Raw genomic sequence first — 25,383 nt, forward strand, 5'->3', positions numbered from 1 at the left:
TCGACGGTCGAGGACCCGACGCGTTTGCGGCGACGCCGCTGCGGGACGCGCAGTCCCTCCTCGCGCCACAGCCGTTGGATCTTCTTGTGGTTCACGCCCCAGCCCTCGGCTCGGGCGTCGTGATACGCCCGCCGATACCCGTAGCGGGGATGGTCCTTCGCCCAGGCGCGCAGCCAGTCCCGCAGCGCCATGTCCGGATCGTCGGTGGTTTCGCCCTTGAGCGGGCGCCGGTATGCGGAGCGTGAGAGCCCGGCCAGGCGGCACGCCATCCGTTCGCTCACCTGCAGTGTCCTGAGCAGGTGCGAGACGGCGGCGCGACGTCTGCCCGGGCCTAGAAGTTTCCCTCAGCCAACTCCTTCAGCGCCGCCTTCTCCAGCTCCGCTTCGGCGAGTAGCCGCTTGAGGGTGGCGTTCTGCTTCTCCAGCTCCTTCAGGCGCTTCGCGTCGTCGGCCTTGAGCCCGCCGAACTGGTTCCGCCACCGGTAGTACGTCTGCTCGGACACCCCGAGCTCCCGACACACCGCCGCGACATCCTGCCCGTCGGCGAGCATCCTGTCGGCCTGCCCGAGCTTACGGACGACCTGCTCCGGGGTGTGACGCTTCCTGCTGTTCGACATGATCTGACCAGTCTCCCTGCCCGCGACTCCGGGCGACAGGACGACTCTCAGAACCACCGGACCTACGAAACGGGGTCAGCCCATCTCCACCGCGGATCAGGACCTCACATCGCAGCGAGACGCGCTGCTGCGACTCGGAGTCCTCGATCGAAACATCTACGTCGATCATGGGCTGACCGGCACCAACCGGGCCCGGCCCGGGCTGCGCGAGGCACTCGCAGCGATTCGAGAAGCCGACACACTCGTCGTGACGAAACTCGATCGGCTCGCCCGTTCGCTGAAGGACGCGCGCGACATCGCCGACGAACTCACAACGAAGGGTGTCGCGCTCAGTCTCGGAGGGAGCAGGTACGACCCCACCGACCCGGTGGGGCGACTGCTCTTCAATGTGCTCGCGATGGTCGCAGAGTTCGAGCGCGACCTCATCAGCATGCGCACAAAGGAGGGGATGGCGGTGGCGCGCGCGAAGGGTCACCTGAGAGGCCGACAGCCGAAGCTCTCGACAACGCAGCGGAAGCTGTTGTTCGACGTCCAGGACCGGGGCGAGTACACGCAGACGGAGATCGCCGAGTTGTTCAACGTGTCCCGTGCGACCGTCTATCGCGAATTGCAGCGCCGCCGAGCGGCGTTCCTAGCTACCTGTGAGGCGCACATCTACTGAGCCGCTCGCATCCCAGTTGGGACAGCGCCGCGACAACGGGCTGTCAGCCGCCGGGCCGGAGGACGGCCCAACCCGCGTTCAGCCCGTCCGCGAAAATCTTGAGTTGCACGAGGGTGTCCGCGTCGTAGGCGATGCCCTCGATCCGGCCGGGCGCGGCGCAGTCCTGTGCGACGGACGTCGGTCCCACGGGATTGGCCGGCTCCTCGCCCGCGGCGGGCGCTGGGGCCCATTCGAGCGTCACCCGAGCGGTCGACGGACTGCAGTCGAAGTCGATCACGTACCGCTCCCCCGTCACCACGACACCCGAGACGGCCGCCTCGCCTTCCGAGATGCCACCGGCCCCCTCAGCGACGAAGGTGATCCGCGAGAACTCGTCGTCAGCGACGCCGGGCACGGCGTAGTCGCCAAGGCCCGCCACGGCCATTCAGCACCACGATCGCCTGACCCCCGACCCCGCGGGACGGGGCCGGGGTGCACGCGCCGGCTTACTTCATGCGCCCGAACGTGGCGTCGATGTCGGCCATCTCCATCGCCGCGGTCGCCTCGATCAGCGCGCGGAGATCCTTGTCCGCGCCCGGCGAGAACTCCTCGGGCCGTTCGGGCGAGATGGTCATCGGCGATCCGACGGGTGCCTGCTCACTGGCATCCAACTCGGTGCCGTCGTTCGACGGCGAGGCGCCCTGGAAGATACGGCCGGCCTCGGACTGGTTGCCGAGATCGAACGAGTACTGCTTGCTCTGCAGGCCCATGTCGACGAGCTTCTTCACCTCGGGGAACTGCTCGGCGTTCGTCTTCGGGATCGGCAGCGCGGTGCGCCAGCTCACCCCGAGCGTCTCGAGCGCCTTCGCGTACGCGTTCTCGTGCGCCTGGTCACGGACGATGAGGTACGAGATCGTGCTGCGGGCCATCTTGTTGTCGGTCATCTCGTACAGGCGGCACTTCTGTAGCCGGCCCGTCGACTCGAGCATGAGGTTGTAGAGCAGGTCGAGCACGAGGTTGCCCGAGTTGTAGACGTAGCTGCCCATCCATGGGTTGCCCGCCGCATCCACCGGCAGCGCACCCTGCGCGCCGACGAGGTAGTGGTGGATGTTGCTGTGGTCGACGGCGATGCTCAGCGGCGTCGCACCGCCGGCACCCGGCTCGTCCACGGGGTCGGTCGGCTTGCCCTTGTACCGCGGCGATCCGTCGAGCAGGCGCGAGATCGTCGTGCCGATGAGCTCGACGTGGCTGATCTCCTCGGTCCCGATGCCCTGGATGAGGTCCTTGAACGGCTTGCCCGAGGGCCCGCGGAAGTTGATGCTCTGGAAGAGGTACTGCATCATCGTGCGCATCTCGCCGAACTGGCCGCCGAGACCCTCCTGCAGTGCGTTCGCGGCAGCGGGATCCGGCTCGTCCTGCGCGATCTCGTTGATGAACTCTTGAACCCCTCGCCAAGCGGAGCCACAGCGCGTACCCTCCCGTATCAGCCCCGCGCCTCCCCCTCGATGCGCTCGTGCGTCGCGCGGACGAACGCCGCGTAGCCCCCCGCGGTCCGGCCCCAGAAGCGGCCGGAGGTAGTCACCTCGGTCTCATCCGTCGCGTGCACCCGCGCGCCAACAGTGCGAGCGGCGCGGACCAGCTCGACATCCTCGTGCTGGTCGAGGTCGGCGAACTCCCCCGCCGCGATGTAGACGTCCGCCCGCAGCCCCAGGTTCGCGCCGTGCACGTTGCCGGCGGGACGACCCCGCGGGTGGGTCGCGAGCCAGTGCGCAGCGTGCTCGACGGTGAGGTCGGCGAAGTCGGGACGGACCGTGCCCAGGACGACATCGGTCCCCGCTGCCCGCAAGTCGAGCTGATGGCTGAGCCACGCGACCGGCACCGTCGAGTCACCGTCGGTCGTGGCGATCCAGGTGGCGCCCAGCGGCACGTCCCGCAGTGCTGCGAGCGCGGCGGCGACGCCGAGCCGCCGCGCGGTGCCCACGTTCCGTGCGTCGATGTGCAGCGTCTGCACGGGCCACGACGCCGCGATCTGCTCGGACGCGTCCGTGCAGGCATCCAGGACGACGACGGTCACGACTCGCACGTCCGGATGCGTCCGGCGGGTGTGCGCGATCGCTGCGTCGAGCGCCGCGAGACAGCCACCCAGCAGGGCGGCCTCGTTGTGCACCGGGACCACGATCGCGACGGCGGCGACGGCATCCGACTCCGCCGCTGTCACGCGATGAGCCCGGTCTCGGCAGCGACCGACCGCGCGCCCGCCAGCCCGTAGACCTCGAGCACGTAGTCCTCCTCCTCGTGCACCACCAATCGGACGAGGCCGTCCGCGGCCCGGAGCGCCGCGTGGACGTCGTCTCCCGACAGCGGGTACTCCTCGACGGGATGCCGCCAGTGGCACGCGAGCAGCTGCCCGTCGCGCGTGAGGGCGGCCCGCATCCGCTCGACCCCGTCGGCCAGGTCGGCTGCGCCCCAGTAGTAGCCGGCCTCGGACAGGACGATGAGGTCGAACGAGCCCTGGGGCCACTCACCCGGCAGCGCGCGGCGCTCGAGGCGCACATCCGCCCCCTCACCGATGCGGCGACGCGCGGTCTCGAGCGGCGCCTCGGCGATGTCGATGGCGAGCACAGCGTCGCACCGCTCGGCCAGCAGCTGGGTCAGCGCGCCGGTCGAGCACCCCAGCTCGAGCGCGCGGCCGTACCGGGGTCGCGGTAAGCACGCCATCGTGACCGCACGCTTCCGCTGCTCGTACCACCGCGATTCGAACCCCCACGGGTCGTCGCCGTTGCGACGGTAGAACGCGTCGAAGTAGGTCTCGTCCAGGCTGCCGCGCTCACTTGCGGGCCGGATGAAGACCTCGAACGGACGGTCGAAGTGCGCCTGCATCCGTTCGTGCAGCATCACTTCGTCGCCCGGCGCGTCGGACAGCGGCTCGATCTGGCTGCGGTGGCGATGCAAGGCGTGCCGCTTCGCGTCGACGGTCGCATCATCGAGTGAAAGGACCTCGATCTCGTCCCACGGCACATCGTCGGGCGTGCCCCAGTGCCACAGCCAGATCGGGTACCACCGGTACGGGATGCCCCGCTCGGCGCACACCTCGGCCGTCACCTCGCCGACCACGCGGTGATCGCGATGCCCATCGCCGGTCCATGGCGCGACGACGAGACATGAGCCCGCGTCGGCGACGGTCTCGCGGAGCGCCGTGGCGATAGGGGTGCGGTGACCGTCGGTCCCACCGTCGGGGATGCCGAGGAACCGCAGCTCGGTTGACGGCGCCAGCTGCGCGAGCGCGTCGGCCGCCTCGCGGCGGCGCAGCGCGCCGAGCTCGACGGGTGTCGCGGACGGCGAGTCGGGGTGCGACCCCTCCCCGTCCGTGACGACGAGCACGGTCGCCCTCGCCCCGCGGCGAGCGGCGGCGGCCATCAGCCCTGCCGCTCCGAGGGTCTCGTCATCGGGGTGCGCTGCAACGACGACGAGGTGATCGAACTCGACGTCGAGGCTCGCGGGGTTCCGCCCGGCGAAGGTCTCGGCCCACACGTCCTCGCCCGTCCCGGGGTCGAGGTGGCTGAAGCTCACCATGCGCCGCGACCCTGACCGAGGTCGGCGCCGATCCGAGCGAGGTCCCGCTCGCCGTGGTGCTGGCGGAGGTAGATCCCCAAATCCGCGACCCGACGCGCGTGCGCGTCGTCGGCGACCAGCGGCAACGGTCCGAGCGCACGGGCTGACTCGGCGAGCGTGGTCTCGACGGCGCCCGCCACGATGGCCCGCACGCGGGCGGCCAGGATGCCGGGGTCGGGAGCACGGTCGGATGCGGCGGGCGCGGCATCCATCTGGTCCGCAGCCGACCGCAGCGCGAGCCGCGCCGCCCACAACGCCGTGTCCACGCGACCGAGATGCAGACGCGACAGCTGGTCGGCGCCGTCGCGCTGCGCCGCTGCGAGGAGCGCCGCGCGGAGCGGCAGCGCACCGCCCCACCAGCACGCGGCTACCCCGACCCCGCCGGCCACGAACCCCGGCCGCCTGAGGTACCAGCCGGGCTCGCCGACCGGCACGGCCGGCGCCGACGCGAAGTCCACCGGAGCGCTCACGACCTGGCGCAGCCCGCGCGCATGCCATGGCCCGTCGTGAGGGCTGACCGCGGGCCCTCGCAGGGCCACCGCGAAGAGGCGACGCTCGTCGCCGACCCAAGCGGTGACGAGCGCGTGGGTCAGGTGCTGCGCGAGCGAGCACCACGGCTTGGTTCCCGTCAGCAACCAGCCGGAGCCGTCGTCCCGCGCATCGAGGCGCACGCCCGCACCTTCGGCGGCGAACACGCCCCACGACGAGCCCGGGCCGGCACCGATCGCTTCGAGGTCCGGCCCGACGGCCGCGCGTTGCGCCTGGTCGAGGATGTCGAGCGCGTCGAGGTGCGGTTCGAGGATGCGGGCGGCCGCGACATCCCGCTCCGCGACCGCCGCCAGGAACGACCAGTCGTCGGCGAGGGAGCGGGCGTCGTCGCGGGCGGCGCCGACGCCGATCGCCCACGCAAGGGTGGCGGACACATCGGTGCCGAACCCAGCGAGCTCGTCGGCTTCGGCGAGCGCGGACCGCTGTGCGCTGGGAAGCGGGTGGTCGCCGAGGGCGCACGACGTCGAGGGATCTGCAGCGGGAGAGCTCACACTCGTGAGTCTCGGGTCGTGGGTCGCGGGACGGCAGAGGCTTGCCATCGCATCCACCTGTTCGCTAGCGGTCGACGACCCGCGCCTCACGCACCGCCGTCGACGGAAGTCAAGCCTGTCGTGCAGATGGACGAAGATCCACGAGCCTGAAGCCCTACCACCCGATGAGAGGAGTCGGTCGTGACGCAGGCCAAACCATCATCCGAACCGTCGACCGCGGAGCTGATCTCCCGTCTGTCCGAGCAGACGTCTCGCCTCGTGCGGGATGAGATGCGCCTCGCCCGAGCGGAGCTCTCCTCGAAGGCGAAGCAGGGCGGACTCGGCGTGGGGCTGCTCGGCGCGGGCGGTGTGCTCGCGTGGTTCGGCGTCGGCACGCTCATCGCGACAGCGATCATCGCGCTGTCGCTGCTCCTCCCCGCATGGGCCGCCGCCCTGATTGTGACCGCCGTGCTGTTCATCGTCGCCGGCATCCTCGCGCTCGTCGGCAAGAAGAAGGTGTCGGCCCTGTCGCCGACGCCGGAGCGGACCGTGCAGAACGTGAAACAGGACATCACCGAAGTGAAGGAGCGCACCCACCATGACCACGCCTGACGTCCCCGCACGCGAAGTGCCCCTCTCGTCCACCCCCGCGGCGAAGCCGGAACCCGCGGAGGACGCGTCGGTCGCCGAGATCGAAGCCGACATCGCACAGACCCGCGCGGAGCTCGGGGACACGGTGGAGCAGCTCGCAGGCAAGCTCGACGTGAAGGCGAGGGCGAAGCAGCAGGTCGAGACCGTGAAGACGAACGTCGCTGCGCAGATCGGCGACGCCCGCGAGCACGCCGCCGATTACGTGCATCAGGCGACGGATGCCCTCACGGACGACGCCGGCAGGCCGAACCGCAACGGCTGGATCGCCCTGGCCCTCGCGGTCGTCGCGATCGGCGCCGTCATCACCGCTGTCGCACGCCGCGGCCGCTGAGACACACCTCGAAAGGACCCCCGCATGTCGAAGAAGACCTCGAAGCCGGAGAAGAAGTCGAGCACGTCGGCGAAGATCCTGTACCGCCCGATCGGGCTCATCAGCGGCATGGTGAGCGGCGCCCTCGCCGGTGTGATCTTCAAGCAGCTCTGGAAGCGGGCGAGCCCGACCCACCGCGAAGACAGCCCGAAGGCCCTGGAGTCAGAATTCGGCCTCGGCGAGGTGCTGATCGCAGCCGCCTTGCAGGGCGCCTTGTTCGCTCTGGTGAAGGCGCTCGTCGACCGCGGCGGCGCCCGGGCGTTCGAGCGCGCGACCGGGGAGTGGCCCGGCGACTGAGCCCGCGGTCAGCCCCCGATCGCGTTCATCCCCCGCGCGGGCTGCAGGAACGACGGGTCGTTGATCGCGTGCCCGGGGAGCTTGCCCAGCACGCACGCGTGCAGCACCTCGGCAATCACGCGCCGACGATCGGCGGGCGCGGCATCCACCGGCATCCTTCGCACCGCGGTCGTCACGTCGTACTCGGTCAGCGAGAACAGGCAATTGCGGAACTGTCCGTCGGCGGTCAGGCGCAGCCGGTCGCACGCACCGCAGAAGGGCGCCGTCACCGACGCAATCACGCCGACCTCGTGCGGGCCACGGTCAATCCGCCACTTCTCGGCCGGAGCGCCGCCGCGGCCGGGCACCGGCTCCAGCGACCACCGCTCCGACAGCGCCGCGAGGATCTCCTCGCGCGTCACCATCGCGCTGCGATCCCACGTGTGTCCCGCATCCAGCGGCATCTGCTCGATGAACCGCAGCTGCGCGCCCACCTCCATCGCGAACGCGACGAGGTCGACGAGCTGATCGTCGTTCACTCCTCGCATCGCGACGGCGTTGAGCTTCAACGGCTTCAGGTCGGATGCCGCGGCTGCCGCAATCCCTTCGAGCACGTCATCGAGCCGGTCACGCCGCGTCAGCGCGGCGAACCGTTCGCGATCGATCGTGTCGATGCTGATGTTCAGCCGCGTCAGGCCCGCGTCGATCAGGTCCGGTAGCACCTCGGCCAGCCGGATCCCGTTCGTCGTCATCGCCACCTCGACCGGACCCTCGGGGCCGGATATCTCGGCCACCCGACGCACCACGTCGACGATGTCCGTCCGCAGCAGCGGCTCCCCGCCGGTCAGCCGGAACGTACGGATGCCGAGACTCGCCGCCACCTGCGCGATCTCGACGATCTCATCCGTCGTCAGGATGCTCGTGCGCGCCAGCCACTCGTTGCCCTGCTCGGGCATGCAGTACGTGCAGCGCAGCGAGCACCGGTCGGTCAGTGAGATGCGCAGATCGCGGTGGACACGGCCGTGCGTGTCGACGAGGCCGACGGCCGGGTCGGGCACCGTTGCGGCGGGTACCTGCGGCGCTCGGCCGAGCGAGATCGGCACGGCCGTCACCGGCTCATCCCCCCGCGGCATCCCATTTTCCGAGCCTAATCGCCCTGACCGGCGAGGCGGCCTGTCAGACTGCCCACGGGCTGGGAAGTCGGCACCAATCCCCCCGTCGGGTGACGATCCCGCGGCACGTTTCGGCGCATGAGCCTCCGCCGCATCGCCCTGCCGGTCCTCGCCGCGTCCGCCCTGCTCCTCACGGCGTGCGCGCCGACCGAGTTCGCCCGCGAGCAGACCGCCGCTGACCGCCCCGACGCCGTCGTCGACGGGGCCGACGGCGCGATCGACATCGCGACGCTGCGATACGTCGGGAAAGCCGACGCGTACGACGTCTACCTGGCGCGCGCAGCGGGTGACAGCGATTCGCTGTGCCTGTCGCTCACCCTCGACGACGCCTGGCAGACCACGGAATGCGCGCGCGACTCCATCTCGGTGCGGATCAGCGACAGCGCGAGCGTCGCCGCCGACCTCAGCTACCGCAGCGGCGAGGACCGCGACATGCTCTCCGACAACGTCTGGGTCAACCGGAAGTAGCCGGTACCGCGACGAACCGCACGCGGGACGGGTCGACCTGCAGCCATACCGTCTCGCCCACCGAGAGCGACATCTCCCGCACGTCCACCGCACCCGCCGTCGTCCGCACTCGCGCTCCCGACAGCGTCGGCTCCACCCCCACCACCGTCGCCGACCACGCGTTGTCGCCCGCAGCGCCCACGATCCGCACGTCGCCCGGCCGGAACACAGCGGCGAGCCCGACACCGTCCCCGGCGGCGAGCGCGGTCGACGCGGCATCCGTGCTCGTCAGCACCTGCCCCGCCGCACCCCGCCACACGCCGCGCGCGGCGACCCCCGGCATCCGATTCATGTCCGCGATCGACGCGACGAAAGCGGATGCCGGGGCCCGCAGCACCTCGCGCACCCCGCCGCTCTGCACCACGCTTCCCGCCTCGATCACGAACAGCCGCTCGGCGAGGGCGACGGCGTCGCCGGCGTCGTGCGTGACCGCGACGGTCGTCGTGCCGGCGAGCTGCTCGCGCAGCATCCCTCGGATCGCGGACGCCGTCACGGGATCCAGCGCGACCAACGGCTCGTCGAGCAGCACCACCCGCGGCGACGCCGACAGCGCCCGCGCGATGGCGACACGCTGCTGCTCGCCTCCCGACAACTCGCGCGGCATCCGCGCACCCGTCCCGCCGAGACCCACCCGCTCGAGCCACGCGTCGGCCTCGGCGCGCGCCTGGGCGGCGCGCATCCCGGTGGCGCGCGGACCGAACGCGACGTTCTCGCGCGCGCTGAGGTGCGGGAACAGCCGCGGGTCCTGCCCGAGCAGCACCACGCCGCGCTGCATCGGCGGCGTGCGCACCCGCGGAACGGCCGCCCGCTCGACCGTGCAACCGGCCACCGCGATCTCGCCGCCGTCGAGCGGCACGAGACCGGCGAGCGCCTCGAGCAGCGTCGACTTGCCGGCGCCGCTTGGACCCATGACCGCGACCGTCTCCCCGGCATCCGCGTCGATCTCGACGTCCACCCGGAACCGCGGACGCTCCACCACGACGCGCGCCCGCAGCCCGCTCATCGCACCGCTCCCGGTCGCCAGCCGCGCACCAGCATCAGCACCACGACCGCCGCCGCGAGCAGCAACAGCGCGAGCGCGACGGCCGTGCCCTGCGTCACTCCGGCGCCGTTGAACGCCGTGTAGATCGCGAGCGGCATCGTCTGCGTGACGCCGGGCCGGTTGCCGGCGAAGAGCGCGGTCGCGCCGAACTCGCCGATCGCGCGGGCGAAGCACAGCACGACGCCGGCCACGATCCCGGGGGCGGCGAGCGGCAGCGTGATGCGCCGCAGGATCGTCCAGCGTCCGGCGCCCAACGCGGCGGCGGTGCGCTCGAACTCCACCCCGGTCGAGCGCACGGCGCCCTCGACGGCGAGCACGAGGAACGGCAGCGCCACGAACGTCTGCGCGACCACGACGGCGGGCGTCGTGAACGACAGCCCCCACCCGCCCAGCCAGCCCTGCCGGCCGAAGAGGTACAGCAGCGCAATGCCCCCGACCATCGGCGGCAGCACGAGCGGCACCGTCACCGCGGCCCGCAGCACCGCAGCCAGACGCGGACCCGTCCGCGCGATCAGCAGCGCCAGCGGCACACCGATCACGACGCAGATCGCGGTCGCCGCCGCCCCCGTGCCGAGCGAGAGGCCCAGCGCCGACAGCGCCGCGGGCGACGTCACGTCGGCGACGAACGTCGACCACTGCACCCGGGCGATGAGCGCGACCAGCGGCAGGATCAGGAACGACAACCCGACCAGCGCCGGCACCGACAGCGTGCGCGGGACGTAGCCGCGCCCCGCGCTCACGGCGCCCCGAACCCGCGGTCCGCGAGGATCCGCTGCCCGGGCTCCGACAGCACGAACGCGACGAACGCGTCGGCGGCCGCGGGGTTCGCGGCATCCGTCAGCGCCGCGATCTCGTACCGGTTCACGACGTCGCCGCTGCCCTCGGGGACGATCGACTCGACGTCGTCGCGCCCGACCACGTCGGTCGCGTAGACGAGGCCCGCATCGGCCTCACCCGCCGCCACCTTCGCGAGCACGGCGGTCACGTTCTGCTCGAGGCTCGCGGCGTCGACCGTGACATCCGCGCCCTCGAGCAGTCGAGCGGATGCCGCGCCGCACGGCACCTCCGGAGCGCAGAGCACCGTCACGACGCCGGCCAGATCGGCCAGCGAGGCGACGCGTTCCGGGTTGCCCGCCGGGACGACGATCACGAGCGTGTTCGTCGTGAAGACCGCGGAGTCGGGTGCGAACTCCGACACCTTCGCCATCGTCGACACATCGGCCGACGCGAAGACATCCGCGGGCGCGCCCTCGGCGATCTGCGTGGCGAGCGTCGACGACCCGTCGTACACGGGACTGATCCGCACGTCCGGATGCTGCGCCGTGAACGCCTCGGCGACCTCGTCGAACGACGCCTGCAGGGATGCTGCGGCGTACACGGTCAGGGTGCCGTTCATGTCGTCGTCCAACGCCTGCGGAGTCGAGGCGGCGCAGCCGGTCAGCGCGAGCACGAGCGCAGCGAGCGCGACGGCCGGGCGGCGCACGTCAGCCCCCCGCCAGCTCGACGACGACGTTCGTCGCCTTCACCGATGCGCGCGCTGTCGTCCCGACCTCGAGCTGCAGCTCGCGCACCGCCTCGGCCGACAGCAGCGACACCACCCGGTGAGGACCGGCCTGGATGTCGACCTGCGCCATGACCCCGTCGACCTGCACCCGCGTGACGATCCCGACGAAGGTATTGCGCGCGCTGGAGCGATGCTCGAAGCCGTCACCGGGGTCGTTCGCCATGGTCACCGCGAACGCCGCGAGGGCTTCGCCGGGGATCTCGGCGGGCACGGCATCGGTCACGGGGAGCAGGCCCTGGTCGATCCAGCGCCGCACGGAGTCGTCGCTCACACCCAGCAGACGGGCGGCCCGGGCCACACGGTAGGTCGTCATGATTCGATCATGCCGCATACGCGGATGATTCGGACCCGAAGATGCCGCATCTGCGGACCCGTTCGCTCGTTGGCATCCGATTCCGCGGCGGCCCTGCCATCACCGACACACGTACACTCGGGACATGCGCCCGTTGGTCGATCCCGTGCCCGAGTTGGATCCCGACGAGCGTCGGCGCACCGCGCGCCACACCGTGCTGAAGGGCATCGGCGACGAGGGTCAGCGGCGGCTCGCGAACACCCGCGTCGCCGTCGTCGGCGCGGGCGGCATCGGCTCGCCGGCGATCCTCGCCCTCGCCGCCGCGGGCATCGGCGCGATCACCGTCATCGACGACGACACGGTCGAGCTGCACAACCTGCAGCGCCAGATCGCGCACCGTATCGAGGACATCGGGGTGCACAAAACCGTCAGCTCGGTGCGCGCAGTCGCCGCCCTCTCCCCCGTCACCGTCGTCACCCCCGTGACCGCCCGACTCGACGAGACGAACGCGCGGGAGTTCTTCGCGGGCGCCGACATCGTCATCGACACGAGCGACTCGTTCGCCACCCGACGCGCAGTCGCCGCGGCGACCGAGACGCTCGGCGTGCCGCTCGTCTGGGGCGCCGTCCGCGAATGGCACGCGCAGATCACGGTGTTCTGGTCGCGGCCGATCGAGGGCGACCCCGTCGTTTTGAACGACCTCTTCGCCGTCGGCACCGAGGGCGATCCGCCGACGTGCGCCCAGGTCGGCGTGCTCGGCGCGCTGTGCGTGCAGGTCGGCGGCATCCTCGCCACCGAGGTCGTCAAGCTCGAGATCGGCGTCGGGCAGCCGCTGCTCGGCCGCATGCTCGTGCTCGACGCCCTCTCGAGCCGACAGCACGAACTGCCGCTGCGGTCGGCGGCGAGCGCGGCGGCGCGCGCATGAGCGGCCTCCGCACAGTCGAGGAACAGCTCGCCCGCGTCCTGGCCGCGGTGCGCCCGATCGCCGGCGAGACGCTCCGCGTCGGCGACGCCGCGGGGCGCACGCTCACGGCACCCGCCGTCGCCGCGCACGACATCCCCCTCTTCGACAACTCGGCGATGGACGGGTTCGCCGTGCGCGCCGCCGACGTCGCCGCGGCGGGGCCCGGGCATCCCGTGTCTCTCCGTGTCGTCGCGGACCTGCCGGCGGGAGTCGCCACCGATCCCCCGCTCGCTGCGGGCGAGGCGGCGCGCATCATGACCGGGTCGCCGACACCCACCGCCGCCGATGCCGTCGTGCCTTTCGAGAGCACGGTGGGCGGCCTGGCCGACTCGCTCGGCACCGTCGAGGTGCTCGAGACGCCGACCCCGGGCGCGTTCATCCGCCGCCGCGGCGCCGACCTGCGCGCCGGCGACGTGGTCGTCGACGCGGGCGAGCGCCTGGGACCGTTCCAGGTGGCCGCGGCAGTCGCGGCGGGCATCGACGTGGTGACCGTCGCCCGGGCACCCCGCGTCGCCGTGGTCTCCACCGGCAGCGAGCTGCTCGCCCCGGGTGAGCCCGTGCGGCGCGGGCTCATTCCCGACTCGAACGGACCGCTCCTCGCGCAGCTCGTCGTCGACGCGGATGCCGAGCTCGTCCTCACCGCGCGCGTGTCGGACGACGTTGCGGAGGTCGCGCAGGTGACGGCCGACGCCCGCACCGCCGGAGCCGACGTCATCGTCTTCACCGGCGGCGTGAGCGCCGGCGCCTACGAACCCGTCCGTGCCGCCTTCGACGGCCACGGCGAGGTCGAGTTCACCCGGGTGTCGATGCAGCCGGGCAAGCCGCAGGCGTTCGGCACAGTGGGTGACGGATGCCTCGTGTTCGGCCTTCCCGGCAACCCGGTCAGCGTCGCCGTGTCGTTCGAGGTGTTCGTGCGCCCCGCCCTCCTCGCCCTGCAGGGGCGCTCGGTCATCCAGCGCCCGCGGATCACCCTCACCGCCACGGAGTCGTGGACGACACCGCCCGGACGGCGCCAGTACCTGCCCGCGGTCGTCGACCTCGCCGTCCGCACGGTGCGTCCCGCGACGGCGGGCGGCTCGGGCTCGCACCTGGCCGGCGGGCTCGCCCGGGCATCCGCTTTCGCGATCGTCCCCGCCGAGGTCGCGAGCGTCGCCGCGGGTGACGAGGTAGATGTCATGCTGGTCGGATGACGTTCCCCCACCTCGACTCCGCCGGCCGCGCGCACATGGTCGACGTCAGCGCGAAGAGCCCGACGGTCCGCACCGCGACCGCGCGCGGGTTCGTGCGCTGCAGCGCCGACGTCGTCGCCGCCCTCCGCGACGGCACCGCGCCGAAGGGCGACGTGCTCGCCGTGGCCCGGATCGCCGGCATCCAGGCGGCGAAGTCCACCGCCACGCTGCTGCCCCTGGCGCACCTCATCGGGGTGCACCGGGCGTCGGTCGAGCTCGAGATCACCGACGAGGGCGTCGAGATCGAGGCCACCGTGGGGACCGCCGACCGCACCGGCGTCGAGATGGAGGCCATCACCTCGGTGTCGGTCGCCGCGCTCGCCGTCGTCGACATGATCAAGGGACTCGACCGCGCAGTCGTCATCGAGAACGTCCGCATCGTCGCGAAGTCCGGCGGTCGCTCGGGCGACTGGGTGCGCCCCGGCGAGAAGGTGCGGGCATGACCCTCGTGCGCTACTTCGCGGCAGCCGCCGAGGCCGCCGGGACCGAGAGCGAGGAGCGGACCGAGGCGACCCTCGACGAGCTCCGCACCGCCGTGCTCGACGAGCACCCGAAGCTGTGGTTCGTGCTGCCCGACTGCGCCGTGCTGGTCGACGGCGTGCGGACCGACGGCGACGCCTCGCTCGCCGGCGCGCGCCTCATCGACGTGCTGCCGCCGTTCGCCGGCGGATAAGGGCGGGCGGGTGAGCGCGGGTCAGCCGCCGATGCCCTTCCAGGCGGTCGTACCGTCTTCCTCGACCTGACGCTTCCACACCGGCAGGTCGGTCTTGATCGTCTCGATGATGGCGCGGCAGACCTCGAACGCCTCGGCGCGATGCTCCGACGCGACCGCGATGACCACTGCCGCGTCGCCGACGGCGAGGCTGCCGACGCGGTGACTGACGGCGACGACGGTGTCCGCGGCATCCCCCGCCTCGGCGGCGATGCGGTGCAGCGTCGTCTCGGCGTCGGGGTGGGCGCTGTACTCGAGCCCGACGACCGTGGTCGCGGCATCCGGATCGTTGTCGCGCACCCGCCCGATGAACGTCGTCACCGCGCCGTACCGGGGGTCCTCGACGGCGCGCAGGTGCGCCTCGACGTCGAGCGCGGCCTCTTCGAGCCGCGCGATCCGCACCGTGTTCACGAGTGGTCCCCACCCTTCGCCTGATCGACCACGTGCCGGGCGACCGACACGATCACCGGGATGCCGGAGGTCACCGCGCGGGTCGAGCCCGGCAGGTTGACGACCAGCGCCCCCTCGGGCTCGACGACGCCCGCGAAGCCGCGGGAGAGCAGCGACATGGGGGTGTCGGCGAGGCCGACGCGACGGAGCTCCTCGGCGATGCCCGGGATCGTTCGCGTCACCACGCGCTCCGTGCCCTCGGGGGTGCGGTCTCGCGGACCCACTCCGGTGCCGCCGGTCGTGACGATGAGCCGGGCCGGGGTCGCGAGCGCACGGCGGAGCGCCTGCTCCACGGCATCCGCTCCGTCGGGGACGATCTCGCTGCCGACGCACGGAATGCCGGCCTCGCCGAGGAGCGCCACCGCGAGCGGCCCGCCGCGGTCCTCTCGTTCGCCGGATGCCGAGCGGTCGGACACCGTGATGACGTAGGCGCGCAGGGTCACGTGCTCACCCTAGGCGGTCGCCGGCAGGCGGTCACGAGACGGTGATGAGCGAGCGCTGCCAGCCGGTCGATCCGTCGGGCGCGATCGGTGCACGCTCCTCGATCTGGGTCTCGCCGTTCTTGTTGATCGCACGCACCGCGACGTAGTGGGGGCCGGGCGTGGCGTCCCATTCGAGGACCCACTGCACCCAGGTGTCCTCGTTGATGGGGGTCGAGAGCTTCGCCCGCTGCCAGTCGCCGTCGTCGATGCTGACCTCGACGCGCTCGATGCCGACAGTCTGCGCCCATGCCATGCCGGCGAGGGGGACCCTCCCGGCCGCGACGGGCGTGCCGCTCTTCGGGGTGTCGAGCCGGGACGAGAACTTGATGGGCGCCTCGGCGGAGTATCCGCGCGGGGTCCAGTACGCCTCGTCCGCGGCGAAGGTGGTGATCTTGAGCTCGGTCACCCACTTGGTCGCCGAGACGTAGCCGTAGAGCCCGGGGATCACCATGCGGACGGGGAAGCCGTGCTCGGGCGGCAGCGGCTCGCCGTTCATCGCGACGGCGAGGATCGCGTCGATGTTCTCGTCGGTCCCGGCCGACAGCGGAGTGCTGGCCGTGTACCCGTCGACGCTGCGGGAGAGGATCATGTCGGCATCCGCCTTCGGACCCGCCATCTTGAGCACCTCACGCAGTGGCACGCCCTGCCAGATGGCGTTGCCGACGAGCCCGCCGCCGACCTCGTTCGAGACGCACGTGAGCGTGATCGAGTACTCGTCGAGGCCCATGTCGAGCAGGTCCTGGAAGCTGAGCTCGACGCGCTGGTCGACCATGCCGTCGATCACGAGCCGCCACGTCGAGGGGTCGACCGTGGGCACGGTGAGCGCCGTGTCGACGCGGTAGAAGTCCGCGTTGGGGGTGATCAGGGGGCTGATGCCCTTCACGTCGAGCTCGGCACCCGCGGGGATCGTCACGGTGCCTCTCGGGGCGGGCAGCTTGAGCGCCCGACGGATCGCGTCGGCCGAGGCGGTGGCGGCGCTCACGGCTCGCGCAGTGACGCCCACGACGACAGCGGATGCCCCGGCGATGACGGTCGTCAGAAGGAAACGCCGGCGGTCGAGGCCCTCTGCCTCGCCGGTGTGGGTGTCGTCGCGCCAGCCGCGCAGCCACCGTCCGAGCAGGAACAGGACCGCGGCGGAGCCGAGCGTGCCGAGCGTGGGCGGGAGGAACGCCAGCGGCGTGGCGTCGGCGCGGGTGACGATCGCCGCACCCGACAGGATCCCCGCGACGAAGAGCGCGATCACGCCGACGGGCGGTCGCACGTACTCGAGGATGCCGGCGATCGCCGACGCGATCGCGACCGCGAGGCCGAGCCCCGCGAGCAGAGCAACCTTGTCGTACTCGCCGAACGTCGTAATCGCGAACTCCTTGAGCGGCCGCGGCACGATGTCGACGACGAACGATCCCACGGCGAGGATCGGACTCGCCGTGCTCGAGAACAGGAGGGCTGCGAGTTCCGCGATGGCGAGGAACACCGCGCCCGCGACGATCCCCGAGAGGGCGGCCCACAGAGTGAACCGCTTACCGCTGGTGTGAGTGCTCATGTCATCCCTTCAACAGGTGTTCGGAGCGAACACGCGATCGGATGAACCGAGGAGCGGCACGCGAGGCGAGCTGATGCGTCTCACTCTGGCTGGTCGTGTGAGCGAAAGCCCGCCCTTGCGGAAGCGGGGCGGATGCCGCAGGGGCTCACGCGCGCCGGCGGGACGCGTCGGGCCGTCGACGGCGTCGAGTAGTGTCGGCCCGGTGACCCCCGCGCACCTCGCCGATCGTCTCGAGAAGACACCCGGGCCCCAGCTCCCCTCGCACCCGGCGATCGCCGTGTGGCGCGCAGCGGCATCCGCCGACATCGACGCGATCCACGCGGTCGTCAGCGCGGCAGACGCGATCGACCACCCCACGTGGACGACTCCGCGGCAGGACGTGGCCGAGGCGTTCGAGTCGACACACATCGACCCCGCGCGGGACACCCTGGTCGCCGTCACCGCCGACGGCGAGATCGTCGCGACCGGCGTCAGCGCACTGCACCCGTCGCGGGCCGGAGGGATGCTGTCGGTCGACCTGAGCGGCGCGGTCCACCCGCAGTGGCGCCGCCGCGGCATCGGAACCGCACTGCTGCGCTGGCTCGACGCGCGGGCGCAGCAGCAGGTCGCGCGGGCGGCGCAGTCGCTCGAGGGCGGCGGGTCGGAGGGTCGGCTCAAGGCGTACGTCGAAGAGCCCAACACCGACCACGCCACGATCCTCGCGGCGCAGGGGTACACGGCCGAGCGCTGGTTCTCGACGATGGAGCGCGACCTCGCCCAGCCCGTCACCGCCCTTCCGGTGCCGGAGGGCATCTCTCTCGTGCCGTACGACCGGGCACGGGATGCCGACGCGCTCGCCGCGCGCAACGACGCCTTCCGAGACCACTGGGGAAGCCTGCCGTCGAACGAGGAACGCTGGCAGCAGTTCGTCGGCGGCGACTTCTTCCGCCCCGACCTGTCCCGCATGGCCGTTACGAACGACGGGCAGATCGTCGCGTTCTGCCTCGCCTCGGTGAACGAGGAGGACTTCGCGGCGCTCGGGGCATCCCACGCCTACATCGACCTGATCGGCGTCGTCCGGTCGCACCGAAAGCAGGGGCTCGCACCGCTCGTCATCGCGGCCGCCCTCGAGGCGATCACGGCCGAGGGGCTGGAGCGTGCCGTGCTCGATGTCGACACCGACTCCCCCACCGGAGCCAACCGGCTCTACGAGGGGGTCGGGTTCGTCGCCACGCACCGGGTCGTCGCGATGGTGCGGCGGCTCTGAGGGCCATCGAGCTCTTGGCGGCGGTCAGCGGCCTCCGTCCGCGAACGGCCAGGCGACGGTCAGCCGCAGGTCTTCGTCGTCGCGGGGCGAGTTGTGCCAGATCTCCCGCGGCGGGCCGACCGGCGTGCCCCCGGCATCCGTGATCCACGCATGCACCTCGTCGTAGAGCGCGAGGATCTCGGGGAAGTCGGTCTCGCGACCTTCGGCGTGGCGCAGCGCGAGCCGGCCACCCGTCATCCGATAGCTGCGGACGCCGTCGGCCTCGTCGGTGAGTCCATCGACGGGCAGCACGATCTCGAGCGGACCGTCGGATTCGTCGGTGACGGGGGCGTGGAAGACCCCGAACGGGTCGCCCGTCGGACTGAGCCCGGCGCGTGCGGCGACCTGCCGGAGGCGGGTCGTCTCGGCGTGGATGATCTCGTCCATCTCGTGCGGCGCCATCCGACGCATGACGCTGAGCACGGGCCGATCGGCCTCGACCGCGGTCTCGACAGCGGACATGGGGGTCTCCTTCGTGAGATGGAGTCGGGCTCGGGCGAGCACGACGTCGTGGGCCTGCACGCGGCGATGCATCGACGCGACCGCTGCGTCGAGGAGGGCGACCGCGCCGACGGGGTCCGCCTCGGCGCGGTCGACGATCGCGGCGATCTGCTCGAGCGACAGGTCGGCCGAGCGCAGCAGCGCGATCAGCCATCCGGTCGCCACCTGGTCGGCCGAGTAGTAGCGGTAGCCGCTCGCCTCGTCGACCCGTCGCGGCGCGAGCAGTCCCCGGTCGGCGTAGATGCGCAGCGCCTTCGCCGACAACAGGGTCTCCGCCCCGAACCGGCCGGCGGTCATCCACTCCTCGTGTTCTGTCACGTGCTCAGCCTCGGCCATGCCCCTGGGGCGAGGTCAAGCACCGACAACGTGAGGCCTGCCACCCCCACTACTCCTCGTCGGCGGGCGCGGAGCAATCGGAGGCGACGACGAAACGGGCCGTGCTGGTCGCTTCGATCAGCCGTCCGTCGAGCCAGTACCGTGCGGTGTACCCCGCTGATCGGTGGACCTCGCCGCCGCCGACGGGTGCCACGGCGAACAGCGCCGTGATGTCGGTTCCCGGATCGACCACCGTGCCGCGGACGTCGATGCGTCGGTTCCAGACCTCCGGGTCCGGCGGGTAGGCATCGCTGCCGAGGCTCGTCGTGCCCTCGATCGGAACCAGGTAGCTCTCGCGGAGTTCGAGACCTTCGGGGTCGATCAGGTCGATCGAGTCCATGAGGACGGCAGCCCCGTTCGACGTCCGCACCACATCGCCGAAGGTGACCATCGCCGCGTCCGACTGGACACAGACTTCGTACCCGCCGCCGAGCGTCACAGGCGCCTCGCCCGCGCAGGCGGAGAGGCCGCCGGCGACCAGAACGCATCCGAGTGCGGCGATGGGGGTTCGACGGGCCATGCGCTCACCCTGGCACAGCGGCGGTCGACGCGCACCCAGGCGCTGATGTCAGCCGATGCGCGTGCGGAGGGCCTCGGCATCCGTCTCACCGTCGACCAGCACTGCGCGCGCGAGGTCACGGGCGTCCTCGACGTTCCAGAGCAGCACGCCGACGGGAGCGCCGGACTCGTCGCGGTAGTAGACGACCGTGCGGTCCGCGTCGAGGTCGACGACGAGGGGATCCTTCTCGGGATCGAGCGCGCCGACCGCCTCCCATCGCACGCCGAACACGGCCGAGTAGAAATACGGCGTGTGCGTGTACGGCAGGCGCTCCCCCGCCATGGAGCGGCCGACCGCGGCCCCCATCTCGTTCGCGTTGTCGACATGCTCGACGCGCGTGCGGCCCAGGATCGGGTCGGGGTACGACGCGATGTCGCCCGCAGCCCAGATCGCGTCGTCGCTCGTGACGAGGTGCTCGTCGACGACGACGCCCTCATCGACGACGAGGCCCGCCTGCTCGGCGAGGTCGGTCACGGGGTCGACGCCGAGGCCGAGCACGACGATGTCCGCCGGCCGCTCGTCGCCGCCCTCGAGCACGACGTGCAGGCGGTTCCCCTCCGTCCGGACCTCTTCGACGCGCGCGTTCGGGCGGAGCTCGACCCCTCCGTCACGGAACAGCTGCTCGTAACGCCGGGCGAGCTCGGGCGGGAACGTGCCGTCGCCGAGAACCTCGGACGGGAACACCAGCTCGGTCTCGACGCCGTTCTGCACGAGCGCGGCCGCGATCTCGGCGCCGATGTAGCCGCCGCCGACCACGACGGCGCGACCGCCCTGTGCCGCGAGTTCGCGCAACCGTCGATAGTCGTCCGCCGAGCGGAAGAACAGCACGCGGTCGTCCTCCGGCGCCGGGATCTCGCGGGGCTTCGAGCCGGTCGCGAGCAGCAGGCGGCGGTAGCCGAGCTCGTGCCCCTCACCGATCGCGACCGTCTTCGCTTCGCGATCGATGGACGTGACGAGCGTCTCGAGCCGCAGCTCGGCGCCGGTCGCCTCCTCGGTGCCGAGCGGAACCTGGTCCCACGTGAAGTCCGGGTCGGTCCAGAGCTTCTTCGACAGGGCCGGCCGCGTGTACGGCGGGTCGATGTCCGCGCTGAGGATCCCGATCGTCCCGTCCGGATCCAGTTCCCGGATGCCGCGCGCCGCCGCATCCGCCACCATTCCGCCGCCGACGATCAGATAGTCGTAGGTCCTCATCGCATCGCTCCACTCGGTTCGTTTGGGGCAACGGTAGGTGGGAGCGGTGGGATCGGCGGCGGGGTTGCGTGTGTGCGCGGGGGCGGTTAGGTGGGGGCGGGGCGGTGCGCGCGGGGGCTGCGGGGGCGAGGTGCGCGGGGGGGGCGGCAGGCGCGGGGGCGCGGTGCGCGGCGGGCGGTCAGGCGCGGGGGCGCGGTGCGCGGCGGGCGGTTAGGTGGCGCGGATTCGGAGATGTGCGTCGGATTCGGATCGCGTGGGGTGGTGCATCCGAATCCGGCGACTCCCTCCGATTCCGGCGCCTTCACCTTGAGTCGCGCGGGCCGTCGGGGCGGACCGCGTCGCTTCTCCCGCTCCCGTGAAGAATGAGAGGACTCTCATTTTCGGGATGTGCATAACGTGTGTTTTCGGCCGGTTTTGCCGGGGGGGATGTCGGTGGCCAGTGGCAGAGTGCAGGTATGACGGATGCGGCGGAAACCCCCGATGGCGAGGACTATCTCGCCATCCTGGCGGGCGTCGTTGCGGACGCGGGTGACGTCGCCGTCGAACTTGCGCGGGCGCAGGTCCGGGAGCTGCGGATGCTGGCCGCCGCCGGCCGTCTCGCCGAAGCGCAGACCGCGCAACGCAACGCGCGTGTGCAGGTCCACGACATGGCGTTGCGGTCGATCGCGGCCGAGGTCGGCGGAGTCATGCGCGTCACCGACCGAACCGTGCAACGCCGGATCGGCGAAGCACGGACCCTGATCGAAGGCTTCCCCGCGACGGTCGAGGCATGGGAGCAGGGCCGGATTGTTCGGGGCCACGCGAACGCGATCCTCGAGACCGGGACGAGTCTGCCGGCCGAGATGTGGGCGGAGTTCGAACAGGTCGCGATCACCCGATGCGAGCGTGACACCCCCAACCGTGTGCGGGGAGAGTTGAAGATCCTCGCCCACCGGATGCACCCGCGCTCGTTCGCGGAACGGCACGAAGAGGCCGCCGCGACGCGATGCGTGCGGATCGTGCCGGGACGGGACGGGATGTCCGACGTGATCGCAACCGTCCCGACGGTGATCGCCGAGGGCATCCACGACCGGCTCACGCAGCAAGCGCGAGCGATCATCGACACCCGCGACGAACGCGTCGCTGCGCGCGGCTGTGCGGGTGTCGCGTTCGGGGAAGCCGCCAGCGACGGCGACACTGACGGCGATCGCGACGACGACGCCGCCGCGATCATCGCCACCGACCAGCGCTCCATCGACCAGGTCCGCGCGGACGTGCTCGCCGACCTGCTCCTCGCGGGAACACCCGCCCTCGACGACACCCGCGACACCACCGCAGGACCCCTCGGCGCGATCCGCGCGCGCGTACAAGTGCTCATCCCCGCCGCTACGCTCACGGGCGAGGACGACGGACCGAGCGACCTCGCCGGCCGGTCCCCCATCGATCCCGCGACCGCGCGCACGCTCGCCGGCGGCGCTGGGATGTGGGAACGCCTGTTTCACGACCCGACCACCGGGGTCACTGTCGCAACCGATTCGTACCGGGTCCCGTCCGGGATGCGACGGTTCCTGCAAGCCCGGGACCAGCACTGCCGGTTCCCCGGATGCCGCGTCGCAGCCATCCGCTGCGAGGTCGATCACACCCACGACTATGCGCTCGGCGGACGAACGGAACTCTCGAACCTGGCTCACCTGTGCCAACGGCACCATTCGATGAAGCAGTTCACCGCGTGGAGAGTGCGACAACTGAAGGGTGGAGTCCTGGAATGGACCTCACCCCTCGGCAGGATCTACAGAGAAGACGCACCCACCCCGGCCGTCGCCTTCACCCCTGCCGCACCACCATCACCACCACCCGCACCAGCGGAACCCGCACCTTTCTGATGTGACTATCGGGCGCGCCAAGACGCCGTGCGCGTGCGAGCGCCAGTCGAGTGCCGCACCCTCCGAGCCACTCCTCCAGCGCGCCCACCGCACCCTCGAGCGCCAGGCGAGCCCCGCAGCCTTCGCACACCCGCGGCGAGCCCAGACGCCGCGAGTGTGCGCACCAGTCGAGTGCCGCACCCTCCGAGCCACTCCTCCAGCGAACACACCACACCCCGAACGCCAGCGAGCCCGCGCGCTCGAAGCCACCCCGCCGACCGGGCCGACCTACTCCGCGCCGAGCCCCGCCGCCTTCTCCCGCAGCACCGCCTGCTGCACCGTGTTCGCGGTCAGCTCCGCTGCTGCCAGCAACTCGGCCCGCGCCTCCGACACCCGCCCCAACTGCGCCAGCAACTCCCCCCGCACGCTCGGAACCACATGCGACCCGCGCAGCGCCCCGGCACGCTCCACCTCATCGACGATCGCCAGCGCCTCCGCCGGACCCACCGCCATCGACACCGCTGCGGCCCGGTTCAGCTCCACCACCGGACTCGGCGCGACCCGACCGAGGATCTCGTACAGCAGCACGATCCGGCCCCAATCGGTCTCCGCCACACTCGACGCCACCGCATGGCACTGCGCGATCTCCGCCTGCAGCGCGTACGGACCCCGCCCGAGCCCGCGCGCCGCAGCCACGGCATCCGCCCGCCGCAACTCGTCCACCGCCCTCGCGATCTGACCGCTATCCCAGCGCGTTCGGTCCTGGTCGGCGAGCAGCACCGCACCCCCCGACGCGGTCTCGCGCGCGGCGAACCGTGACCGCTGGAACTCCATCAGCGCCAGCAGCGCCAGCGGTTCGGGCTCCCGCGGCAGCAGCCCCGACACCACGCGTCCCAGCCGGATCGCCTCATCCGCCAGATCCGGACGCACCCACCGGTCACCCGCCGTCGCCGCGTACCCCTCCGTGAACACGAGGTAGACCACCCCGAGCACGGCACCGAGCCGCGCCTTCCACTCCGATGGATCCGGCGTCTCGAACGGCACCCCCGCCGCCGTCAACGTCTTCTTCGCCCGCGTGATCCGCGCCTGCACCGTCGGCACCGACGTCAGCAGCATCCGCGCAATCTCCGCCGTCGTCAGCCCCGCCACCACCCGCAATGTCAGCGCGACCTGCGACTCGCGTGACAGCGCCGGGTGGCACGCCGTGAACACGAGCCGCAGCATGTCGTCGTCGATCGGCTCCCACTCGGCATCCACCGCTTCGTCCCACTCGCGCGCGATTCCCGCGTAGCGCTCGTCGAGCGCCGACCGGCGCCGCCACGCATCCACGACCCGGCGCTTCGCCACCGCCGTCAGCCACGCGCCGGGGTTGGCCGGCGCTCCCTCATTCGGCCAGGAACGCAACGCCTCGACGAGAGCCTCCTGCGCGACATCCTCGGCGAGGCCGAGGTCGCCCGTCATCTTGGCGACGGATGCCACGATCCGCGCGCCCTCGATGCGCCAGACGGCCTCGACCTGACGCCGAGCATCACTCACGATCGGCTCAGTCGCCCGCGTTCTCGGCCTGCTCCGCGCGCCAGCCCTTCTCCTTCTGGATGTACTCGTTGTCCGAGTAGTCCGCGAAGTCCGACTCGTCCGTCACGCGACGCACCTCGAGCTTGTTGCCCGGCGTCAGCGGCGCCCGCTTCGCCCACTCGATCGCCTCTTCGGCCGTCGCGGTCTGCAGGATCCAGAACCCGTTGAACAGCTCGTGGATCTCGCCGTAGGGGCCATCGCTGACGACCGGCGTCTCGCCCGAGAAGTCCACGACGTACCCCGCCTCGGGCGCGAGCCCCTCACCGGCGACCAGCACACCGGCCTTCATCATCGCTTCGTTGTACGCGCCCATCGCATTGATGACCGCCTCGAAGTCCATGTCCTCGTAGTTCTCCACGGCCGCCTGGGTGGCCCGCATGATCAGCATGTGCTTCATGGTTGTCTCCTGAGTGTCCGGGGGGACGCGATCTCGTCCCTCTCACTATCGCGTCGAACGAGCGCATGCGGAATCGACATCACGTCGAGAAATTCTTCCGCGCTCTAACGTGGAGGTGTGCGTGCCACCGCGAGTCCCCGACGAACCGTCGTCCTGATCGTCACGCTCAGCCTCATCGCGGCGGCGATCCTCGCCTACGGTCTCCGCGTCGCCTGGCTCATGGTCCTCGCCGACGAAGGCGATGTGCCCCCGGCATCCGCCTTCACCCTCCCGGCCGACGTCACCGTGTCATCGGACACGATCGGATGCGGCAGCGGCGGCTGCTCGCGCACGCTCACCCTCACCCTCGCCGACGGAACCACCCCCGAGGCACTCGCCGACGAGCTCGGGACCACTCCGCAGCAGCTCATCCCTGGGACCTTCTTCGACCCGCGCACCGTCTCGGCGTTCGGGACGGTCGGCGACGGCGAGCTCGTCGTCGTCCTCGACTACTCGTCGACGCCGTACGTGCCCTGACG

General features: G+C 71.6%; 30 protein-coding genes and 1 pseudogene. 12 read left to right on the forward strand and 19 right to left on the reverse strand.

Annotated elements, in window-relative coordinates:
* A pseudogene (locus ACPEH0_RS04805) lies at positions 1-616 on the reverse strand (transposase); the annotation flags it as partial.
* Between the two features lie 82 nt (positions 617-698).
* Between ACPEH0_RS04805 and ACPEH0_RS04810 the strand changes: the two are divergent.
* A complete protein-coding gene (locus ACPEH0_RS04810; protein WP_366213967.1) occupies positions 699-1,277 on the forward strand; it encodes a recombinase family protein in 579 nt (192 codons plus the stop codon).
* Positions 1,278-1,320: 43 nt separating this feature from the next.
* Here the strand turns inward: ACPEH0_RS04810 and ACPEH0_RS04815 are convergent, their stop codons facing one another.
* The 5 genes from ACPEH0_RS04815 to ACPEH0_RS04835 all read right to left on the reverse strand — a co-directional run bounded on the left by ACPEH0_RS04815 (position 1,321) and on the right by ACPEH0_RS04835 (position 5,908).
* Positions 1,321-1,701, reverse strand: coding sequence for a hypothetical protein (locus ACPEH0_RS04815; protein WP_253036155.1), 381 nt, complete (start codon positions 1,699-1,701; stop codon positions 1,321-1,323).
* A 61-nt stretch (positions 1,702-1,762) separates the two neighbouring features.
* Entirely contained in the window at positions 1,763-2,740 is a 978-nt protein-coding gene (locus ACPEH0_RS04820; RefSeq protein ID WP_217531032.1) for a manganese catalase family protein, read from the reverse strand.
* Complete coding sequence (locus ACPEH0_RS04825) at positions 2,740-3,474, reverse strand: glycosyltransferase (protein WP_217530984.1); 735 nt, start codon at positions 3,472-3,474, stop codon at positions 2,740-2,742. The genes ACPEH0_RS04820 and ACPEH0_RS04825 overlap by 1 nt, the downstream gene beginning before the upstream one ends.
* Positions 3,471-4,829 carry a PIG-L family deacetylase gene (locus ACPEH0_RS04830; protein WP_366213952.1) on the reverse strand — a complete coding sequence of 453 codons (1,359 nt, stop codon included), beginning with the start codon at positions 4,827-4,829 and terminating at the stop codon, positions 3,471-3,473. The genes ACPEH0_RS04825 and ACPEH0_RS04830 overlap by 4 nt, the downstream gene beginning before the upstream one ends.
* Positions 4,823-5,908: an acyl-CoA dehydrogenase gene (locus tag ACPEH0_RS04835; protein ID WP_366213951.1), complete on the reverse strand. Its 1,086-nt coding sequence runs from the start codon at positions 5,906-5,908 to the stop codon at positions 4,823-4,825. The genes ACPEH0_RS04830 and ACPEH0_RS04835 overlap by 7 nt, the downstream gene beginning before the upstream one ends.
* A 180-nt stretch (positions 5,909-6,088) precedes the next feature.
* On the opposite strand from ACPEH0_RS04835, the gene ACPEH0_RS04840 reads away from it, so the two are divergent.
* Genes ACPEH0_RS04840 through ACPEH0_RS04850 form a run of 3 tightly spaced genes read left to right on the forward strand, consistent with a single transcriptional unit; the run spans position 6,089 to position 7,205 of the window.
* Positions 6,089-6,499: a phage holin family protein gene (locus ACPEH0_RS04840; RefSeq protein ID WP_366213950.1), complete on the forward strand. Its 411-nt coding sequence runs from the start codon at positions 6,089-6,091 to the stop codon at positions 6,497-6,499.
* Positions 6,486-6,869: a DUF3618 domain-containing protein gene (locus ACPEH0_RS04845; RefSeq protein ID WP_217530976.1), complete on the forward strand. Its 384-nt coding sequence runs from the start codon at positions 6,486-6,488 to the stop codon at positions 6,867-6,869. The genes ACPEH0_RS04840 and ACPEH0_RS04845 overlap by 14 nt, the downstream gene beginning before the upstream one ends.
* 24 nt (positions 6,870-6,893) lie before the next feature.
* On the forward strand, positions 6,894-7,205 hold the full coding sequence (locus ACPEH0_RS04850; protein WP_253036215.1) for a DUF4235 domain-containing protein: 312 nt from the start codon (positions 6,894-6,896) through the stop codon (positions 7,203-7,205).
* Positions 7,206-7,213: 8 nt separating this feature from the next.
* Here ACPEH0_RS04850 and moaA read toward each other — a convergent pair whose 3' ends face one another.
* Positions 7,214-8,296 carry a GTP 3',8-cyclase MoaA gene (moaA, locus tag ACPEH0_RS04855; protein ID WP_423719418.1) on the reverse strand — a complete coding sequence of 361 codons (1,083 nt, stop codon included), beginning with the start codon at positions 8,294-8,296 and terminating at the stop codon, positions 7,214-7,216.
* Positions 8,297-8,434: 138 nt separating this feature from the next.
* Between moaA and ACPEH0_RS04860 the strand changes: the two genes are divergently transcribed.
* The gene (locus ACPEH0_RS04860) at positions 8,435-8,824 is read left to right on the forward strand and encodes a hypothetical protein (RefSeq protein ID WP_366213948.1); all 390 of its coding nucleotides are present in this window, start codon (positions 8,435-8,437) and stop codon (positions 8,822-8,824) included.
* On the opposite strand, the gene ACPEH0_RS04865 is transcribed toward ACPEH0_RS04860, so the two are convergent.
* Genes ACPEH0_RS04865 through ACPEH0_RS04880 form a run of 4 tightly spaced genes read right to left on the reverse strand, consistent with a single transcriptional unit; the run spans position 8,811 to position 11,782 of the window.
* Complete coding sequence (locus ACPEH0_RS04865; RefSeq protein ID WP_366213947.1) at positions 8,811-9,866, reverse strand: ABC transporter ATP-binding protein; 1,056 nt, start codon at positions 9,864-9,866, stop codon at positions 8,811-8,813. The genes ACPEH0_RS04860 and ACPEH0_RS04865 overlap by 14 nt on opposite strands.
* The gene (modB, locus tag ACPEH0_RS04870; protein ID WP_366213946.1) at positions 9,863-10,645 is read right to left on the reverse strand and encodes a molybdate ABC transporter permease subunit; all 783 of its coding nucleotides are present in this window, start codon (positions 10,643-10,645) and stop codon (positions 9,863-9,865) included. Before modB ends, ACPEH0_RS04865 begins: the two co-directional genes overlap by 4 nt.
* A complete protein-coding gene (gene modA, locus ACPEH0_RS04875) occupies positions 10,642-11,388 on the reverse strand; it encodes a molybdate ABC transporter substrate-binding protein (protein WP_366213945.1) in 747 nt (248 codons plus the stop codon). The genes modB and modA overlap by 4 nt, the downstream gene beginning before the upstream one ends.
* A gap of 1 nt (position 11,389) precedes the next feature.
* A complete protein-coding gene (locus tag ACPEH0_RS04880; protein WP_366213944.1) occupies positions 11,390-11,782 on the reverse strand; it encodes a TOBE domain-containing protein in 393 nt (130 codons plus the stop codon).
* A gap of 124 nt (positions 11,783-11,906) precedes the next feature.
* Between ACPEH0_RS04880 and ACPEH0_RS04885 the strand changes: the two genes are divergently transcribed.
* The 4 genes from ACPEH0_RS04885 to ACPEH0_RS04900 are packed head-to-tail and all read left to right on the forward strand — an operon-like array spanning position 11,907 to position 14,627.
* Entirely contained in the window at positions 11,907-12,686 is a 780-nt protein-coding gene (locus tag ACPEH0_RS04885) for a HesA/MoeB/ThiF family protein (protein ID WP_366213943.1), read from the forward strand.
* Positions 12,683-13,915: a gephyrin-like molybdotransferase Glp gene (gene glp / locus ACPEH0_RS04890; RefSeq protein WP_366213942.1), complete on the forward strand. Its 1,233-nt coding sequence runs from the start codon at positions 12,683-12,685 to the stop codon at positions 13,913-13,915. Before ACPEH0_RS04885 ends, glp begins: the two co-directional genes overlap by 4 nt.
* Positions 13,912-14,397, forward strand: a complete 486-nt coding sequence (gene moaC, locus ACPEH0_RS04895) for a cyclic pyranopterin monophosphate synthase MoaC (RefSeq protein ID WP_366213941.1) — start codon at positions 13,912-13,914, stop codon at positions 14,395-14,397. The genes glp and moaC overlap by 4 nt, the downstream gene beginning before the upstream one ends.
* On the forward strand, positions 14,394-14,627 hold the full coding sequence (locus ACPEH0_RS04900) for a MoaD/ThiS family protein (RefSeq protein ID WP_064003096.1): 234 nt from the start codon (positions 14,394-14,396) through the stop codon (positions 14,625-14,627). Before moaC ends, ACPEH0_RS04900 begins: the two co-directional genes overlap by 4 nt.
* Positions 14,628-14,648: 21 nt before the next feature.
* Here the strand turns inward: ACPEH0_RS04900 and ACPEH0_RS04905 are convergent, their stop codons facing one another.
* Genes ACPEH0_RS04905 through ACPEH0_RS04915 form a run of 3 tightly spaced genes read right to left on the reverse strand, consistent with a single transcriptional unit; the run spans position 14,649 to position 17,141 of the window.
* Positions 14,649-15,077 (reverse strand): molybdenum cofactor biosynthesis protein MoaE, encoded by a 429-nt coding sequence (locus ACPEH0_RS04905; protein WP_217530954.1) that lies wholly within the window; start codon positions 15,075-15,077, stop codon positions 14,649-14,651.
* Positions 15,074-15,559 carry a MogA/MoaB family molybdenum cofactor biosynthesis protein gene (locus tag ACPEH0_RS04910; RefSeq protein ID WP_366213940.1) on the reverse strand — a complete coding sequence of 162 codons (486 nt, stop codon included), beginning with the start codon at positions 15,557-15,559 and terminating at the stop codon, positions 15,074-15,076. Before ACPEH0_RS04910 ends, ACPEH0_RS04905 begins: the two co-directional genes overlap by 4 nt.
* Positions 15,560-15,590: 31 nt before the next feature.
* The gene (locus ACPEH0_RS04915) at positions 15,591-17,141 is read right to left on the reverse strand and encodes a molybdopterin-dependent oxidoreductase (RefSeq protein ID WP_366213939.1); all 1,551 of its coding nucleotides are present in this window, start codon (positions 17,139-17,141) and stop codon (positions 15,591-15,593) included.
* A 202-nt stretch (positions 17,142-17,343) separates the two neighbouring features.
* Between ACPEH0_RS04915 and ACPEH0_RS04920 the strand changes: the two genes are divergently transcribed.
* Complete coding sequence (locus tag ACPEH0_RS04920) at positions 17,344-18,387, forward strand: GNAT family N-acetyltransferase (RefSeq protein WP_366213938.1); 1,044 nt, start codon at positions 17,344-17,346, stop codon at positions 18,385-18,387.
* A 24-nt stretch (positions 18,388-18,411) separates the two neighbouring features.
* On the opposite strand, the gene ACPEH0_RS04925 is transcribed toward ACPEH0_RS04920, so the two are convergent.
* From ACPEH0_RS04925 to ACPEH0_RS04935, 3 genes are all read right to left on the reverse strand, one after another.
* Positions 18,412-19,245 carry a MerR family transcriptional regulator gene (locus ACPEH0_RS04925; RefSeq protein WP_366213937.1) on the reverse strand — a complete coding sequence of 278 codons (834 nt, stop codon included), beginning with the start codon at positions 19,243-19,245 and terminating at the stop codon, positions 18,412-18,414.
* Positions 19,246-19,312: 67 nt separating this feature from the next.
* The gene (locus ACPEH0_RS04930; RefSeq protein ID WP_363378577.1) at positions 19,313-19,822 is read right to left on the reverse strand and encodes a hypothetical protein; all 510 of its coding nucleotides are present in this window, start codon (positions 19,820-19,822) and stop codon (positions 19,313-19,315) included.
* Positions 19,823-19,870: 48 nt separating this feature from the next.
* Positions 19,871-21,052, reverse strand: a complete 1,182-nt coding sequence (locus ACPEH0_RS04935) for an NAD(P)/FAD-dependent oxidoreductase (RefSeq protein ID WP_366213936.1) — start codon at positions 21,050-21,052, stop codon at positions 19,871-19,873.
* Positions 21,053-21,507: 455 nt separating this feature from the next.
* Between ACPEH0_RS04935 and ACPEH0_RS04940 the strand changes: the two genes are divergently transcribed.
* Positions 21,508-22,914 carry a DUF222 domain-containing protein gene (locus ACPEH0_RS04940; RefSeq protein WP_423719419.1) on the forward strand — a complete coding sequence of 469 codons (1,407 nt, stop codon included), beginning with the start codon at positions 21,508-21,510 and terminating at the stop codon, positions 22,912-22,914.
* Positions 22,915-23,181: 267 nt separating this feature from the next.
* On the opposite strand, the gene ACPEH0_RS04945 is transcribed toward ACPEH0_RS04940, so the two are convergent.
* Both ACPEH0_RS04945 and ACPEH0_RS04950 read right to left on the reverse strand, forming a co-directional pair.
* Positions 23,182-24,429 carry an RNA polymerase sigma factor gene (locus ACPEH0_RS04945; protein ID WP_366213934.1) on the reverse strand — a complete coding sequence of 416 codons (1,248 nt, stop codon included), beginning with the start codon at positions 24,427-24,429 and terminating at the stop codon, positions 23,182-23,184.
* A 7-nt stretch (positions 24,430-24,436) separates the two neighbouring features.
* Positions 24,437-24,865, reverse strand: a complete 429-nt coding sequence (locus ACPEH0_RS04950) for a YciI family protein (RefSeq protein WP_366213933.1) — start codon at positions 24,863-24,865, stop codon at positions 24,437-24,439.
* 117 nt (positions 24,866-24,982) lie between these two features.
* On the opposite strand from ACPEH0_RS04950, the gene ACPEH0_RS04955 reads away from it, so the two are divergent.
* A complete protein-coding gene (locus ACPEH0_RS04955; RefSeq protein ID WP_366213932.1) occupies positions 24,983-25,381 on the forward strand; it encodes a hypothetical protein in 399 nt (132 codons plus the stop codon).
* Positions 25,382-25,383: the final 2 nt, after the last annotated feature.

It is taken from the genome of Microbacterium sp. NPDC079356 (assembly GCF_049545465.1).
GTDB classification, from domain to species: Bacteria; Actinomycetota; Actinomycetes; order Actinomycetales; family Microbacteriaceae; genus Microbacterium; species Microbacterium gawkjiense.